This is a genomic window from Pseudomonas syringae (genome assembly GCF_021606685.1).
In the GTDB taxonomy this organism is placed as follows: Bacteria; Pseudomonadota; Gammaproteobacteria; order Pseudomonadales; family Pseudomonadaceae; genus Aquipseudomonas; species Aquipseudomonas syringae_R.
Genome location: NZ_WKCB01000006.1, coordinates 22,982 through 38,634 on the forward strand (window position 1 = coordinate 22,982; position 15,653 = coordinate 38,634).

Sequence of the window (15,653 nt, forward strand, 5' to 3'; positions counted from 1 at the left end):
GGCAGGTGCCCCCCTTTTTTTTCGCCTGCGATAAATCAGAAGGCCAGGGTCCATTGGCCCGTCAGGCCCTGGTTGCGGCTGTAGCTGCCGACCTCGGCGGTGTAGGCCAGGCCCAGGCTGTGTTGCGATGACAGCGCCAGCTCCAGCCCGCTTTGCACGGCCAGTCTGTCACGGTCCAGGGCGGTGCCTTGGATGCGGAAGTCACTGTTGAAGCCCGGCCTTTGCACCCAGGCAGAGGATTGGCGCACGCTGCCGTTGACCTCGCCATAGAGGTGCTTCCAGCTGGCGCTCAGCTGCGGTTTGAGGGCCATACTGCTACCCAGTTCAAACACGCTGGCCAGGCGCAGACCCAAGCTGCTGCTGAGGTTTTGCTGGGTCTGAGCGCCCACGTTCAGCGCGGCATGCCCGCCTTTTTCGGTGTAGCGATCGCGGTGATAACGCTGGTAACCGACACTGGCAAACGGTTCGACACTGAAATAGCCCGAGTCCAACCGGTAGCCCAGTTCGGCGAACGCGTTCTGGCTGTTGGCGTTGTATTGACCGGTTGGCTGTTCGCGGTAATCCGTCCCATCGAGTGCCACGCTGCGTTTGTTTTGACCGACATGGTTGCTGTGGCTTGCCCCGAGGCGCAGCCCCAGCGGCCCATCCTGGCGCACGGCGTAGGCGCCCAGATGCCAGCTGTCCAGCCCGCCCTTGAAGCGTGCGGCGCTCAGGTCACTGGTGGACTTGGCTGCCATCACACCGACCCGCCAGGCCGGGTCTATCGCCCAGTCGCTGCCCAGCATCAAACCCTGAGTGCGGTGCTGCAGGCTCATGCTGCCGCGCTGCCCTTCAAGTTCGCCGGTGTTGCCCAGCACCTGGAACCAGGCGCGGCCACCGCCGGTGTCATCACCCAGGGCTGTGTGGTCGCTCAACTGGCGCGTGGCCGCCAGCAGGGTGTCGTTGATCGGCTGCATGCTGTTTTGGGTGGCGGTGCCAAGGTTGGCGTGCTGGCTGCCCGCCAGTTGCTCGAGGACCGCGCCCAGGCGCCCAGGCGTTAGCGTGCTCAAGTCCCGGCCGATCGTTTCAAGCCGGTGTTCCTCACTTTTTTCGAGCACCCCGGAATTCAGGAGGGTATTCACGGCGTGATCCAGTACGCCGGCGACCTGCCGGCCGTTATGGGTGGTTGCGTGGTCGGCGAAATAGAAGTCGGCGGCGGAGACCGGCTCGGCGAGTGTGGAGGGTTGCTGGCGGGTTGGCTCGTTCAGGGGCGCTGACGTGAGCCACTCGTCGGTGGGTTCCATGTCGCCGCGCGCCTGGGCCAATGGGATGCTGGCTGCGCCCAGTGCGAGGGCGAGTAAAAGTCGATGTGGTGTAGATGGCATACGGTCCCAACCTCTGTGATATGAGGCCGGGAATGTAGGTGAGGCACGGGGGGATAACTGTCAGGGCAGGCATCCCTTGCGCGCGGGACATGTCTCTAGTCTTGAGCGATTAGCACTCAGGCCGATTATCCGCGGCGCACATAGCCCTTGCCGTAGTGACGCTCCATGCGCGCCTGGATCAGTTCCAGTCCGATGGACATGACCCAGTAAATGATCGCCGCGGTGGTCAGCATCTCGATGTAGCGGTAGCTGGAGCGGCCATACGACTGGGCGAGGAACATCACCTCCCAGACGCCCATCACCGAGATCAGCGAAGAGTCCTTGAGCATGGAGATGAATTGGTTGGTGGTCGGCGGAATGATGGTGCGCATCGCCTGGGGCAGCGTGACGTGCCAGAAGATCGCGCGGTCGCGCATGCCCAGGGCCATGGCGGCCTCCCGCTGGCCATGTGGCACGCCGAGGATACCGGCGCGGAAAATCTCGCTGAGGTAGGCCCCATAGTTCAGGGACAAGGCGATGATCCCGGCGGCGATGGCGCCAGGCACAATCCCGAGCTGGGGCAAGCCCAGGTAGATCAACAGGATCTGGATCAGCAGCGGCGTGCCGCGAAAGAATGAGGCGTAGAACGTGGCGATGCCGAACGCCACGGCGCTTTTGGACAAGCGCGCCAGTGCCGTGACAAACCCCAGCAGCGACGATGCCAGGATCGAGCACAGGCACAGGAACAGGGTCAGCGCTGCCCCCTGCAAAAAGCCGTTGGGCGCCAGGTGCAGGCCGACGAGGTTGGGCAGCTTGTCGAGGATGATCGAGAACTTGAGGTCAAAGCTCAGGAAGAACCCGGCAAACAGACAGAGCATCGCTGCCCAGGTCAGGTACAAGCGTGTGCGAAAGCCCAGCAGTGGTCGCGCAGGTTTTGGAAAAACACTCATTGGCTGATGTCGGCACCGATCCATTTTTGCGAAAGTTTGCTCAAGGTGCCGTCCTGTTTCAACTGCGCAAACACCTCACGGACTTTGGCGTCCCACTGCGCATCGCCTTTTTCGATGGCCACTGAGTTGGGTTCGGCGTACAGCGGTTCACCGGCCAGCTTGAAGCGCTTGTCCTGGTTCAGGCGCGGTTGTGCGGTAACCAGGTTGGTGAGGATCGCATCCAGGCGCACCCCGGCACCCAGGCCCAGGTCCTGGAAGGCCACGTTATCGGTATCGTAGGGCGCGATCTGTACGTCTTCGAACGGGTATTGCAGTTGCTTGTCTTCGGCGCCTTCAATCACCAGGTTCTTGTTCAGGTAGCTTTCATAACTGGAGGCGCTGGTGAGGCCGACTTTCTTGCCGCTCAGGTCCTTGGCGCCGTGAATGCGATCATCCTTGGCGTTGACCACGATCACGGCCGGGGAAGCGTAGTACTCCACCGGGAAATCAAACACTTGGGCGCGGGCCTTGCTCGGGGTCATGGAGCAGATGCAGATGTCGTAGCGGCCACTCCAGCGGCCGGCGGCAATCACGTCCCAGGACGGGGTCTCCAGGCGCAGTTTTACGCCGAGTTTGTCTGCCACGGCCTTGGCCACATCCACGTCAAAGCCGTCGAGTTGGTTCTGCTCGTTCAGAAACGAGAACGGCGGGTAGCTTTCCATCAACACGCCCACCAGCTCTTTCTTCTGTTCGATCCGGTCCAGGGTGGCGCCGCCGAAGGCTTGAGTGGAGGCAGCCAGAATCGTCAGGCCCAAGGCCAGCAGCGGTTTAAGTTTCAAGGACGGACACCTTTATAAAAAAGAGTTGATATGTAGGAAATTGAACGTATTAAATAGTTATAAGAACGACTCTCATAGTGAGTTATTTTCATAAGCTTATGAGTAAAAGGCATATGGGCGCAGAAACAGTAATCCTCGATGGTGGCATGGGCCGCGAACTGCAACGCCGTGGTGCGCCGTTCCGGCAGCCGGAGTGGTCGGCGCTGGCCTTGAGTGAAGCCCCGCAAGCGGTGGAGGCGGTGCACGCGGCTTATATCCAGAGCGGTGCCAATGTGATCACCAGCAACAGCTACGCGGTGGTGCCTTTTCATATCGGCGAAGCGCGGTTTGCCGCCGAAGGGCAGGCCCTGGCGGCGTTGGCGGGGGAGTTGGCGCGCAGGGCGGTGGACGCCTCCGGCAAGCGCGTGCGTGTGGCGGGCTCACTGCCGCCGCTGTTTGGGTCGTATCGCCCGGACCTGTTCGAGCCGCAGCGTGTGTCTGAACTGCTGACGCCGCTGGTGCAGGGCCTGGCGCCCCACGTCGACCTGTGGCTGGCGGAAACCCAGAGTTCGATTGCCGAGGCGCAGGCCATCCACGCCGGGCTGCCGGCGGATGGCAAGCCGTTCTGGCTCTCGTTTACCCTCAAGGATGAAGACACCGATGAAACACCCCGCCTGCGCTCCGGCGAACCGGTAGCTGACGCGGCCCAAGCGGCGGCGCTGCTGGGCGTGCAGGTGCTGCTGTTCAACTGCAGCCAGCCCGAGGTGATTGGCGCGGCCATCGACACCGCGCGCCAGACCTTCGAACGCCTGGGTGTGACGATCCAGATCGGCGCCTACGCCAACGCCTTCCCGCCACAGCCCAAGGAAGCCACGGCCAACGACGGCCTCGACCCTTTGCGCGAAGACCTCGACCCGCCCGGCTACCTGCACTGGGCGGCCGATTGGCAGGCGCGCGGGGCCAGCCATCTGGGCGGTTGCTGCGGGATCGGGCCGGAGCACATTGCGGTGCTGGCCCAGAAGCTGGCGTAGCTGAATCGACCCATACCCCCCTGTGGGAGCGGGTTTCTTATCGGCACTCAGTCAGTGTTTTCAGTTGGCCTGAACCGGCCTGGTTCGCCTCGGACAACCACGCCTCAAACCCCGCGCCAATCGCAGGCCATTCCCCATCCAGAATCGAATACCACGCGGTGTCGCGGTTCTGCCCCTTGACCACCATGTGCTGGCGGAACACCCCTTCAAAACTGAAACCCAACCGCTCGGCTGCGTATTTGGAGCGGGCGTTGCCGTTGTTGCACTTCCACTCCAGGCGGCGGTAGCCCAGGTCGAACGCGTGCTTGGCCAGCAGGTACACCGCTTCGGTGCTTTTCGGTGAGCGTTGCATCGGTGCGCCGAAGGTCACGTGGCCGATTTCGATACGGCCCTGGGCCGGCACGATGGACATCAGGCTGAGGATGCCCTGTACCTGGCCACTGGCACGGTCGATCACGCTGAAAAAATACGGATCGCTGCTCGCGGCGTGGTTGTTGAGCCAGGCATCGAATGCGGCGCGTTCGGTAAACGGGCCGTAGGGCAAATAGTCCCACAGCTTGGGGTCGGCGCCGGGGCCCTCGAGGGCTTGCCAGAGTTGATCGGCGTGGCGGGCTGGGTCGAGTTTTTCCAGGCGGATAAAGCGCCCTTCAAGCAGTTGGACCGTGGGCGCCGGGGCGCCTTTCCAGTCGGCGAGGGAAGTGGGCATGCTGCGCTCCTTAAAGACCTTTGCGAAATTGGATGAAACCTGGGCGTTCGGCGATGCGCTCATACAGCTGGATCGCGGTGGCGTTGGTCTCGTGGGTTAACCAGTGGACCTTGCAGCAGCCGTCAGCCTTGGCGGTGCTGTAGACGAATTCGATCAGCTTGCGGCCGACGCCCGTACCGCGTTGGGCCGGGTCCACCAGCAGGTCCTGTAAGTAGCAGGAATTTTCGATGCTCCAGTTGGAGCGGTGGTAGATGAAATTGACCATGCCCACCGCCTTGCCATCCTGCCAGGCCAGCGCCGAATGGGTCGGCTCGCTGGCGTCGATCAGGCGCTGCCAGGTGCTTTGGCTCACGGCGTCGGGCAACTCGGTGTTGTAGAACTTCAAGTACGCCTGCCACAGCGGCAACCAGGCGACGTGGTCGGCGGCGGTGACTGCGCGGATGTCGATCTGGCTCATTCTGAAACTCCTTGGGGAATAAAGCGTGCAAGGGTCTGGTCGCGCACGTCAGTGCTGGCCGCCAGGCCTTCGCGCACGCCGGCAATGTCTTGAGCGCTGCGGTTCTGGCTGAGTTTGCGTTTGCCGATCAGGCGCTCGATGGGCAAGGCAAAGCCGACGATGGCCTTGAGCATGCCGTCAATGTAGTCGGCGGGGGCGTCGCTGACTTTCCACGGTTGGGTACGGCCGCCTTCGTGGCGGTCGGTGAGGGCGCTGACCAGCGTGAGCAGGCGCTCGGCGTCGGTGAACACCTGCGGCTGGCCATAGGCGTGCACTGCCAGGTAATTCCAGGTTGGCACCACTTTGCCGTGCTCGGCCTTGGCCGGGTAGAACGCCGGGCTGATGTAAGCCTCGGCCCCGGCAAAAATCACCAGCGCCTCACTGCCATTCTGCAGGTCCTGCCATTGGCGATTGGCCTTGGCCAGGTGCCCGTACAGGGTGCCGTTGGGGCCTTCATCGGGGTTGAGCAGCAACGGCAAATGGCTGGCCACCAGGCCTTGCTCGCCAAACGTCACCAACTGCGCCAAGCGCGTGTGGTGTATCAGTTGCTGCAGTTCGGGTAAATCGTCGAGAGCAAAGGCGCGGGGTGTGTACATAAAGATTTTCCTTGGCGAATACCTTCATCCTAGGCAGGCTAATGGTTCGTTGTAAGAGCCATCTACAGCCAATTTCATGGGTCCAATCCGATGCCGCCGATCGAGCCACCGCTGTCGTTCAACCCTGCCGGTATCGAGCTGGACCGCCGCTACGGCCTGACGCGCCAGCTGTACCAGGCCTTGCGCCAGCGTGTGCTGGATGGGCGGCTGGTCAGTGGCACGCGGCTACCGGCCAGCCGCGACTTGGCAGCGGCGTTGTCGATCTCCCGTAACAGCGTGGTGCGCGCCTATGACCAGCTGTATGCCGAGGGGTTTATCGAAGGGCGGGTGGGGGATGGCACCTACGTGGCGCAATTACCGCAAACGCCTGAGGCGGCAAAAAAACTATCCACAAAAGTATCCACAGGGTTTTCAACAGGCTTATCCCCAGGGTTATCCACAAATTGGTTGGATTCGCCGGTCATTTCCTCCAGTCAAGTTATCCACAGCGCAGCCTTGGGGCGAGTGGAAAACAACCACTTGCCGCTGCCGCCGACGGGGCCTCCCCGCGCTTTTCGGGTAGGAGTGCCGGCGTTCGATCTGTTCCCTTTCGACGTGTGGGCCAAGCTGAATGCGGCTTTCTGGCGCAAGCCGGACCTGCAGCAACTGTGCTATGGCGACCCGGCGGGTGATGAGCGCTTGCGTGGCCTGATCGCTGCGTACCTGCGCAGCTCGCGTGGCCTGCAATGCACCGCTGAGCAAATAGTGATCACCAGTGGCGCGCAACAGGCAATCAGCCTTTGTGCACAGTTGCTGGTGACGCCCGGCGACGGCGTGGCGATTGAAAATCCGGGGTATCGCGCCGCAGGCCACGCTTTCGCGGTTGCCGGGGGGCGCCTGCACGGCGTGGCGGTGGACAGCGAAGGCATCGATTGCGCGGCGCTCAATGCCATCGAGCAATGCCGCCTGGCCTATGTCACGCCTTCTCACCAATACCCCATGGGCGTGGTCATGAGCCTGGCGCGACGCCTGGAGTTGTTGGCCTGGGCCGAGCGCACCGGTGGCTGGATCATCGAGGACGACTACGACGGTGAATACCGTTACAGCGGCGCCCCCCTGGCGCCGCTGGCAGCCCTGGACCGCAGCGGGCGAGTGCTCTACGTCGGCACGTTTGGCAAGGTGGCGTTCCCGGCCTTGCGCCTGGGCTATCTGGTGCTGCCCGCAGGGCTGGTGCAGGCCTTCGCGCGGCGCCGGGCGGTGGACGTGCGCCATTCCGAGGTCAGTACCCAGGCGGTGATGGCCGAGTTCATGGCCGCCGGGCATTTTCAGCGGCATGTTAGGCGCATGCGGCGCGCCGCCTTGAGCCGGCGTAATGCCTTGCTGGCCGAATGGCCACAGGGTGTCGAGGGGGTGGGCAGTGTGCCCGCCGTCGCGGCGGGGCTGCACCTGACGATCCCGGCGCAAGGGGTGGCGCGCGAGCAGGCATTGATCGCCAAAGCCGCGAGCGTTGGGGTGGAAATCAACGGGTTGAGTCACTATTGGCTGCCTGACTCCTGCGCCCCGGTGGACCAGCGTGCAGGCCTGGTGCTCGGCTTTGCCGCCGTGCCCGAGGCGCAGATCAGCCAGGCCCTGGCGCGGTTGCGTCAGGCCTGGCAATAACCGGCCTCAGGTGGCCAGCGCGGGCGCCTTGCTCAAAAACAGCGTGCGGGCTAGGTGCGGGCCGATTTTGGCGCGATAGATGGCTCGGCGTAGCTGTTCCGACATCCCTTCATACTCTTCGAAAGCGCCCCCCAGCCGACGTTGCTCCTGCGTTTTCAAATGGGCGGTGGTATAGGCCTCGTTGGGCGCATTCAGGCTTGAGTAGTGAAAATGCGCATACCACAGCGCTCGCCTGGTTTTCTGGTCGCGCACCTCGTATTCCTGCATGAAGTCTTTCTTGGGGCCTTTGAGCCGGCGGCGAGTACCTACTGCATGAATGCTCACTTCACCCTCGGCGAATAGCAGTTCCAAATGGGCTGCCTTGGGCAGACGGTTCTTGAACATGTCGAGCCTGACGCGCCGGCCTGTGCGGTAGAGCTTTTTCACGGCCTCGCCAAGTTGCCGGATCAGCGCCTGGGCGTTGGTATCGTCGGTTTCGTTCGTGGCGTTGGCGGCCCGTTCGACGACTTGTCTGGCCTGCTCCAGGGTGCGCGCCTGCCGCTCGAATTTTTCTTCGATCTCCACCGGCAGCCGGTGAAGCTGGTCGGCTTGTGCGGTGGTGCGCTCGATAAAACCCGTGACATCGTCCAGCAATGCCTGGGCGTTTACGATGCTCTTGGCCAGGCTCACGGTGGGTTGGCGACCCGCGGATGGGGACGGGCGAGTGTGTTCTACCCAGTCGCCTGAGGCTTTTTTGTGAAAAGTGGCAATGATCTCGTGGGTAAGGGGTGCCCTGACGTCCACCAGGCTTGGGTCATCCGTACGAGGTTCACCGACCACCACACCCTTGAAGCGCGTTCGGATGACCTTTTTCTGGAATGAGGTGGATGCGCTCGTTGCCGCTGCTTCGGCCTTGGCATCGAGGGCCTTGCGTTCCCGTAGCGCGTTGTTCAGCGAGCGCATGGCCCGTTGGGCGTATTCGTCGATCTGCTTGCGCAACTCCTCCACCGAATCCCTGACGATCAGCTCGGGGTATTCGCCGGGCAGGTCCAGCAGGTTCTGGTTGACCACGGTAAATTGATCGGCGACTTCGTCCAGCGTCTCGATGTAGGCGTCCAGGTCGGGCGCCGACCGCCTTTCCACCAGCTCCCGGCAACTCTGGACGCTGAGTTGGGCCGCCTGAACAATGTCGTTGACCCTTTGGCGGGCCTCGGTCATGTCCGCCGTGCTGTTTTCCTGAAGACACAGGGTGCGAGCCAGGGAAATACGCAGGCCTTTCAATTCGTCCACGTCAAACGAGGGCAGGTCTTTGCGGATTTCGAGTTCCAGTTCCGCACCCTCGGCGCCGAGGTCCTTGAGGAGTTTGAAGCGCGAATGAAGGTATTCCAGCTGGGTGATCAAGTTCTGGGCGCAGTCGGCCATGCGCCGACGGGCAAAGACCTCTTGCGGGTCACTGTCCATATGCTGTCCGGCGGCGGCAAGGTCTTTTTGGAAGACCGTCACTTGTTCGTCGATACCGGCTTTTGTAACGAGTAACTGATTCTTCAGATAGCCGAGCAAGCGGGACGAATACTCCGGCACGACGTCGATCAGGTTCAAGGAATTGAGTTGGGCGATCACCGTGTCGTAGTCCCCCCGTCGTTTTTCCAGCGTGGCGAGAAATGTTGTGAGGGCGCTGGCGGAAGTGCTTGGCGGTGCCGCCCGGCTGACCGAACGGGCGGCCGTCAAGGCGGCACTGTGCTGTGCTTCCTGGCGGTCGAAGGCCTCCAGTTGTTCACGCAGGCCGGTAATCGTGGCGGGCCTGAGCCGCTGGCCTCTCTTCATCCGGCTACGAAACCCGGCGCCGCGCAGGCGCAGGCGTGTGTCGATAAACCATTGGCCCGCGCGGTTGTTGACCAGGACCGGGCCCTGGCGCTCCGGCTGTTTGGCGTCGACGATCATCACGGTATCGTTTTCGTCCACTTGCACCTTGAACCAGCGTTCGCCCACGGGGGCATACCATTGGTCGTCGAGCGGGTAGAGGTGCTGATGCGAGCCAGGCTGGGTATGCTGCGCGCCCAGCGCTTCAGGGCGGGTCACGCTGAAGCTGTCGAGGGTCTTTTTCAGGCTCGAGGGGCTGCGGGTCAGGGCACCCAGGGTGTGCAGCGAAGGCTCGTGGCCGGCGGGCAGTTCGGGTGTCTGGATCCCGGGTAGTTGAAGGGTGGGCAGTTCGCTTGGCTGCTGGGTCGAGGGGGGCGTTTCCTGGCGGCTCTCCACGACTTTTTCCGCATGTGCAGCCGGCGATTGGCGGCTGGCCAGGTGCAGCGCCAGGGCCATACCCAGGTTGAGAAATATATCGGTCAACGCTGACCATTTGGCCTCGCTGTCGCCACCTTCGCTGGCGTCGATGGCTTCCTGCACGTCAGTGATCAGTTGGCCGATCCAGGCCGCAGTGCCGACGGTTTTGCCCAAAAAGGGCAAGGCAGCATTGAAGATCATCCAGCCGGCCCGTTTGAAACTTTCCCAGCGCGCTTCGGCGTTCGACACTGACTGCTTGTCGGCCAGGTCCACCAGCGCTTTCGCGTTGGCGATGAACAGTGACGCCAGATCGTCTTCGTGAAGGGTCTGGTTGCCGAGAATGACCGGCCCCGTCATGGTCAACGCCAGCCATGGCTCTACCAGTAGCGTGGAGAGCGTGCTGGGTGAGGCCAGCAGGGTGCTGGGAAAGACAAATTGTGCGTAGTCGGACCGCACGGTGTCGGGCAGCCAGGCCAGCACTGACTCGCGCAGTTCGGTGTTTTGTTTGATGGCGTAAATCAGGTTGTGTGGCGAGGCGAACTGCATCAACTGCGCAGATGATTGGGGGCGATACAGCAGGCACGGGCCGTCGGCCTGGTTCTGCGGGCCGATGACGAACATATTGGCAACCTGGTCGGCGGCCTGACTTGTACGACGGGTAGGGATAAACGCCAGGGGTCGAATGACCACGGTGTAGCCGTCCACGCGGCGCTGGTTGGGGTCGCGTGCCATGGCCGCACAGACATAGCGGTAGCCTTGTTCATCAACGCCAAACTGCTGGCGAATCTTGTATTGCAGCCCCAGCAACGGCAACTGCAGGCGTAACTGATCGGTATAGAGGGTTTGCCTGAGCTGCGATTGCGCTGGATCGTCGAGCAGGGTGGTTTTAACCAGCTTGGGGTACTGCTCGCCGATATTCGCTTGAGTGATCAGGTCTTGCAGGTACGTCACGCTCATCCAGGTCGGCAGGCTGCGGCCATCTTTGTACTGTGCAACCTTGTTGCCCAGTGGCAAAGCGATCAGGTTTTGCAAGGCCAGTTCTTCGAGACTGAAGGTGACGGTGCTGGTCAGGCCTGGGGCGGTGAATAGCCCCCAGACGACCTGGCTGGTCACGGTGATTTGTACGTATTTAAGCTTGAGCATCAGTTGCTGGCTGAGCTGAGTGCCCGTCGCTACCAGGCCCAGGTCGGTTTTCTGGGTGGCCGTCAAGGCCTTGGCCATGGCGTCTGCGAGGGCCTGAAGGGCGTAATCGCCAATCAGCGGAATATCATCCTGATAGGTTTTATTGCCGGTGCGGCTATTGAGGGTCGCGATGTCGAACAGGTGGCGGCTATAGCGGGACAGCTCGGTAGAGCTGGCGCCTTTCAACCAGTCGGGTATGGCGTCGCTGACTTTTTCCAGTTTTTCCCTGTCGTCCGACGACAACTGCCCGAACTCCAGTTGCCCGCGCTCGGGGATATCGTCTTGGGTCGGCTGGGGCGAACGGGCCAGGTTGATTCTGCCAATGGCATCGAGTTGCAGGCCGATAAGGGCGCAGGCCTGATACTCGAAAAAATCCCCCTGGGGCTCATAGAGCCGCCACTGCAGCGCCTTGTCATTGGGGTTGACGGTTTGCAGGGCCAGCGACTTGCCCAGGTCGTCCAGGCTATCGAACTGTTGATACCCGCCGGCAATCGAGTACGTGAGGATCATCGTGTGCTGGTCGTGGGTGCCGACCAGCACGGCGAGTGCGGCAAGGTTGAGGTGCTCGGTGCGTGTGCCTTTGTCGATATCGATGTCGATCAGGTAGGCATGGGTGCGGTAGGTGTCATTGGGCAGGCGTACGGCGTAGTCCGGGTACAGGAACACATTCTTCGCCATGGCGCGTTCATCCTCGCCCCAGCCTACCGACTCCTTGATATCCCAGACGGCGCGCAAGGCATTGGCGAAGGCCTGCCAGCGGGTGCCGCGGGGTCCATTGGTCTGGTTCCAGAATTCCAGTTGCTGTTCCTGATACGCGACGAACAGCAGCGGGGCAGACTCATTGATCAGGCGGGCGATGGCGTCGATGCGCACGGGTAGGTGGATGTCCGTGCCGACGCTGGCGCGGTCGGTCAGGTAGTGCTTGCCGTCGATGTAGACCACGGGTTCTTTGGAAACGGCGCGCCGGGCGAGTGCGCCGGCGAGCGATTCGTGATGAGGCACGCCGGGCACCACAAGGTCGTCGATGATCAGCCAGTGTGGCGAGACGACAATGGCCAGGTCGGGGTCGATGTCCAGTTCGGGGTACAGCTCCTTCAGCGCCGGGCGCAAAACGTTCGCGGCGACCTCGCGAAGGGAGGGCCCGGTGGTCAGCTGGGTGAGCAGGGCGTTGCCATTGAGGGCTTCCTGCTCGGTGGAGGGGTGAGGCATGGCGGCGTTCCTTGCTGGCAAAAAGGCGGTTTGATTGCCAGAAAGTAGCGATGCCTGCCGGGTGCAAGGTGGTAGTTAACTGTTGAAGTTGTGGCGAGGGAGCAAGCGCCCTCGCCGCAGGTGTGTCAGGTTCCTGATTTGATCTTGGTCCACGCGCGGGTGCGGGCGCGTTCGGCATCCCGGCCCAGCGGTTTCAAGGTGTAGAGCGTAGCCATGGCCGCCTCGGTGGGGTACAGGTTGGGGTTGTTGCGGATCGCCGGGTCGACCAGGCTGGTCGCGTCCTTGTTGGGGTTGGGGTAGCCGACAAAGTCGCTGATCGGCGCGATCACCCCGGGCTGCAGCAGGTAGTTGATAAAGGTGTAGGCATCCGCGGGGTTTTTCGCGCCCTTGGGAATCGCGAGCATGTCGAACCAGATCGGCGCGCCCTCTTTGGGCAGGCGCATGTCCACCGTCACGCCGTTCTTGGCCTCTTTGGCACGGTTGGCGGCTTGCGAGAAGCTGCCGGAATAGCCCACGGCCACGCAGATGTCACCGTTGGCAATATCGGCCATGTACTTGGACGAGTGGAAGTAGGTGATGTAGGGGCGGATCTTCATCAGCAACGCCCCGGCTTTTTCATAGTCCTTGGGGTTGCTGCTGTTGGGGTCCAGGCCCAGGTGTTGCAGGGCCAGGGGCAGGATTTCCGACGGCGAATCCAGCAAGGCCACGCCGCACTGCTTGAGTTTGCTGATGTTCTCTTCCTTGAAGATCAGGTCCCAGCTGTCCACCGGTGCATCGGCGCCGAGCGCAGCCTTGACCTTGTCGGGGTTGAAGCCGATCAGGATGGTGCCGTACATGTACGGCACGGCGAATTTATTGCCCGGGTCGTTGGCTTCGATCAGCTTCATCAGCTTGGGGTCGAGGTGGTTCCAGTTCGGCAACTGGCTGCGGTCCAGCGCCTGGAACACGCCGGCTTCGATCTGTTTGGCGAGGAACACATTGGACGGCACTACCACGTCATAGCCGGAGTTGCCCGTGAGCAGCTTGGCCTCCAAGGCTTCATTGGTGTCGAAGATGTCGTAGACCAGTTTGACCTTGGGGTTCTGCGCCTTGAAATCGTCCAGCGCCTTGGGGGTGATGTAGTCGAACCAGTTATAGACCCGCAGGGTCTTTTCTTCGGCGTGCGCGGCGCTGCTCAACACCGCGGCGCAGAGCACGAGAGACTTGAGCATGTTCATTGGGCTGCTTCCTCGAAACCTTCAAGCACGTTGACGGCATTGATGCCGATTTCTTCCACCGCGTAACCGCCTTCCATCACAAACAGCGTCGGTTTGCCCAGGCGGGCGATACGCGCACCCATGGCCAGGTAATCCGGGCTGTCGAGTTTGAACTGTGAGATCGGGTCGTCCTTGAAGGTGTCCACCCCGAGGGAGACCACGATGACGTCGGCGCCGTAACTCTCGATTTCGCTGCAGGCCTGTTCCAGCGCGGCACTCCAGGTCTCCCAGCCGGAGCCTGCGGGCAACGGGTAGTTGAAGTTGAAGCCCGCCCCCGCACCTTCGCCCAGCTCATCGGCATAGCCCAGGAAAAACGGAAACTCAGCTTCCGGGTGGCCGTGGATCGAGGTGAACAGCACATCGCTGCGCGCGTAGAAAATCGATTGAGTGCCGTTGCCGTGGTGGTAATCCACGTCAAGGATCGCGACTTTCTGGTGGCCTTGATCGAGAAACGTCTGGGCGGCGATCGCCGCGTTGTTGAGGTAGCAATAACCGCCCATCAAGTCGCTGGCGGCATGGTGCCCGGGCGGTCGGCACAGGGCGAAGGCACTGTGGGCACCTTGCTGGATCGCCTGTTGCGCGGTGAGGGCGACCTGGGCCGCGCTATATGCGGCTTGCCAGGTGCCGGCGGTAATTGGCGCGCCGCCGTCGAAGCTGTAATAGCCGAGTTGGCCATGCAGGCTGGTGGGCAATACGCGGCGCAGGGTGCGGGCGGGCCAGGTGTAGGGCAGCAAGTCGCCGTCCTGGCCAAATTCGGTCCAGCGTGCCCACGCACCTTTGAAGAACTCGAGGTAGTCAGTGCTGTGGATACGTTGCAGCGGCGCCAGGCCAAAGTCCTGGGGCGCTTGCACCGGGCCTAGGTCACGGTCCTTGACCCGTTGCAGCACATGGTCGGCGCGCGAGGGCATTTCAAAGCAGGGCATCAATTGCCCGTCCATCAATTCGCAGCGGCCGTGGTGCAGGTGGTGATCGTCCGAGTAGATCGTCAGCATTTTGTTGTTTTCCGCAGGCTGTGTCGGTGCATTCAGTCTTGCGGTGGGCGGGGTTTATGAGAATGGCAGGAGCGGCCAAAAGGGGATAAATATGGCCAAAGTATCTGTCCGCAATTCGCCCCATTTATGTGCAAGCAAGCCCGCTCGCCACAGGTGGGGGGCATTCTTGCCTGTATCACGCGCGAAACTGGCTCGGCGCCACGCCGCTCCAGCGTACGAAGGCATGGCGGAAGCTCGCGGTTTCGCTGAACCCCAGCGCTTCCGCTATCCGATAGATCGGCCACTCATCCTCCCCCAGCAACTGTTTGGCCCGCTCGAAGCGTAGCTCGTCGAGCAGTTCCTGATAGCTGCAGCCCTGGTCGTGCAGGTGGCGGCGCAAGGTGCGTGCCGAGCAGTTCAGCTGCCGCGCCAGCCCTTCAAGGCCTGGCGCGGCCTGCAGTTGGCTGGCAAGCACTTGGCGGACCCGCCCCAGCCAGGCTTGGCGCCCGGTGAACTCAAGGTTCTGTTTGCGGCACCGCTCGGCCATGGCCTGGTGGGTTACGGCGTCGGCCAGGGGTAACGGCTGATTCAACCAGTGCTGGTCGAAGGCAAAGGCATTGGTGCTGGCCTGAAACTGCAAGGGGCAGTCGAAGCGTTCGCGGTAGCGCGCTTGGTAGTCCGGCGCATCGTGCTCAAAGCGGGCGCCAAGCAGCGGCAGCGGCTGGCCGAGCAGGTCGTCGCAGATGACTTTCAGCGACACCAGGCAAAACTCGACATTGAAGGTTTCCAGGGTCGGGTTCTCGCGATAATCACTGGCGCTGAACCAGATCCGCTCGCCGTCCTCGACCAGGCTCAGCTCGAAAAGTGTTCCCAGCAGCGCCGGATACCGCAGGGCCAGGCGCAAAGCGTCACCTAAGGTGGCACTGGTGAGCAGGGCATAGCCGAGCATGCCGTAGGACGAAACGTGCATGCGCCGGCCCAGTTCCAGGCCGATATCCCGTTGCAACGCCACGGCATTGGCGCACACGTGCATCTCCTGGCGGGTGGTAATGCGCGTGTCGGCGCGGCTCAGGTCTGCCGCGCAGATGCCGCTGCCGGCCAGCAAGGTGTCGCCGGGCAGGCCCCGTTCCTTGAAGGTGCCAAGTACCAGGGAGACCGCGTTGAGGGTGGTGAGGTGGGAATGCAGCATGGACACTTCCAGCCAGGGGGTGGCTGGAAGTGG

The 15,653-nt window shown here is 62.3% G+C and carries 12 protein-coding genes; 2 read left to right on the plus strand and 10 right to left on the minus strand.

Annotated elements, in window-relative coordinates; all coding sequences use genetic code 11:
* Positions 1 to 35 precede the first annotated feature (35 nt).
* The 3 genes from GIW02_RS03985 to GIW02_RS03995 form a co-directional block, all read right to left on the minus strand.
* Positions 36 to 1,364 carry an autotransporter outer membrane beta-barrel domain-containing protein gene (locus tag GIW02_RS03985; RefSeq protein WP_236410480.1) on the minus strand — a complete coding sequence of 443 codons (1,329 nt, stop codon included), beginning with the start codon at positions 1,362 to 1,364 and terminating at the stop codon, positions 36 to 38.
* A 125-nt stretch (positions 1,365 to 1,489) separates the two neighbouring features.
* Positions 1,490 to 2,293 carry an amino acid ABC transporter permease gene (locus GIW02_RS03990; protein ID WP_236410479.1) on the minus strand — a complete coding sequence of 268 codons (804 nt, stop codon included), beginning with the start codon at positions 2,291 to 2,293 and terminating at the stop codon, positions 1,490 to 1,492.
* Positions 2,290 to 3,111, minus strand: a complete 822-nt coding sequence (locus GIW02_RS03995) for an ABC transporter substrate-binding protein (RefSeq protein WP_236410478.1) — start codon at positions 3,109 to 3,111, stop codon at positions 2,290 to 2,292. The genes GIW02_RS03990 and GIW02_RS03995 overlap by 4 nt, the downstream gene beginning before the upstream one ends.
* A gap of 113 nt (positions 3,112 to 3,224) precedes the next feature.
* On the opposite strand from GIW02_RS03995, the gene GIW02_RS04000 reads away from it, so the two are divergent.
* The gene (locus GIW02_RS04000) at positions 3,225 to 4,121 is read left to right on the plus strand and encodes a homocysteine S-methyltransferase family protein (RefSeq protein WP_236410477.1); all 897 of its coding nucleotides are present in this window, start codon (positions 3,225 to 3,227) and stop codon (positions 4,119 to 4,121) included.
* A gap of 37 nt (positions 4,122 to 4,158) precedes the next feature.
* Here GIW02_RS04000 and GIW02_RS04005 read toward each other — a convergent pair whose 3' ends face one another.
* Genes GIW02_RS04005 through GIW02_RS04015 form a run of 3 tightly spaced genes read right to left on the minus strand, consistent with a single transcriptional unit; the run spans position 4,159 to position 5,919 of the window.
* Complete coding sequence (locus tag GIW02_RS04005; RefSeq protein WP_236410476.1) at positions 4,159 to 4,827, minus strand: GNAT family N-acetyltransferase; 669 nt, start codon at positions 4,825 to 4,827, stop codon at positions 4,159 to 4,161.
* Positions 4,828 to 4,837: 10 nt separating this feature from the next.
* Positions 4,838 to 5,284, minus strand: coding sequence for a GNAT family N-acetyltransferase (locus tag GIW02_RS04010; protein ID WP_236410475.1), 447 nt, complete (start codon positions 5,282 to 5,284; stop codon positions 4,838 to 4,840).
* Positions 5,281 to 5,919 carry an FMN-binding negative transcriptional regulator gene (locus tag GIW02_RS04015; protein ID WP_236410474.1) on the minus strand — a complete coding sequence of 213 codons (639 nt, stop codon included), beginning with the start codon at positions 5,917 to 5,919 and terminating at the stop codon, positions 5,281 to 5,283. Before GIW02_RS04015 ends, GIW02_RS04010 begins: the two co-directional genes overlap by 4 nt.
* A gap of 90 nt (positions 5,920 to 6,009) precedes the next feature.
* Between GIW02_RS04015 and pdxR the strand changes: the two genes are divergently transcribed.
* Positions 6,010 to 7,557: a MocR-like pyridoxine biosynthesis transcription factor PdxR gene (gene pdxR, locus GIW02_RS04020; RefSeq protein ID WP_236421779.1), complete on the plus strand. Its 1,548-nt coding sequence runs from the start codon at positions 6,010 to 6,012 to the stop codon at positions 7,555 to 7,557.
* A gap of 6 nt (positions 7,558 to 7,563) precedes the next feature.
* Here pdxR and GIW02_RS04025 read toward each other — a convergent pair whose 3' ends face one another.
* The 4 genes from GIW02_RS04025 to GIW02_RS04040 form a co-directional block, all read right to left on the minus strand.
* The gene (locus tag GIW02_RS04025) at positions 7,564 to 12,204 is read right to left on the minus strand and encodes a dermonecrotic toxin domain-containing protein (RefSeq protein WP_236410472.1); all 4,641 of its coding nucleotides are present in this window, start codon (positions 12,202 to 12,204) and stop codon (positions 7,564 to 7,566) included.
* A 125-nt stretch (positions 12,205 to 12,329) separates the two neighbouring features.
* The gene (locus tag GIW02_RS04030; RefSeq protein WP_236410471.1) at positions 12,330 to 13,421 is read right to left on the minus strand and encodes a polyamine ABC transporter substrate-binding protein; all 1,092 of its coding nucleotides are present in this window, start codon (positions 13,419 to 13,421) and stop codon (positions 12,330 to 12,332) included.
* A complete protein-coding gene (locus GIW02_RS04035; protein ID WP_236410470.1) occupies positions 13,418 to 14,452 on the minus strand; it encodes a histone deacetylase family protein in 1,035 nt (344 codons plus the stop codon). Before GIW02_RS04035 ends, GIW02_RS04030 begins: the two co-directional genes overlap by 4 nt.
* 175 nt (positions 14,453 to 14,627) lie before the next feature.
* Positions 14,628 to 15,620 (minus strand): AraC family transcriptional regulator, encoded by a 993-nt coding sequence (locus GIW02_RS04040; RefSeq protein WP_236410469.1) that lies wholly within the window; start codon positions 15,618 to 15,620, stop codon positions 14,628 to 14,630.
* Positions 15,621 to 15,653 lie beyond the last annotated feature (33 nt).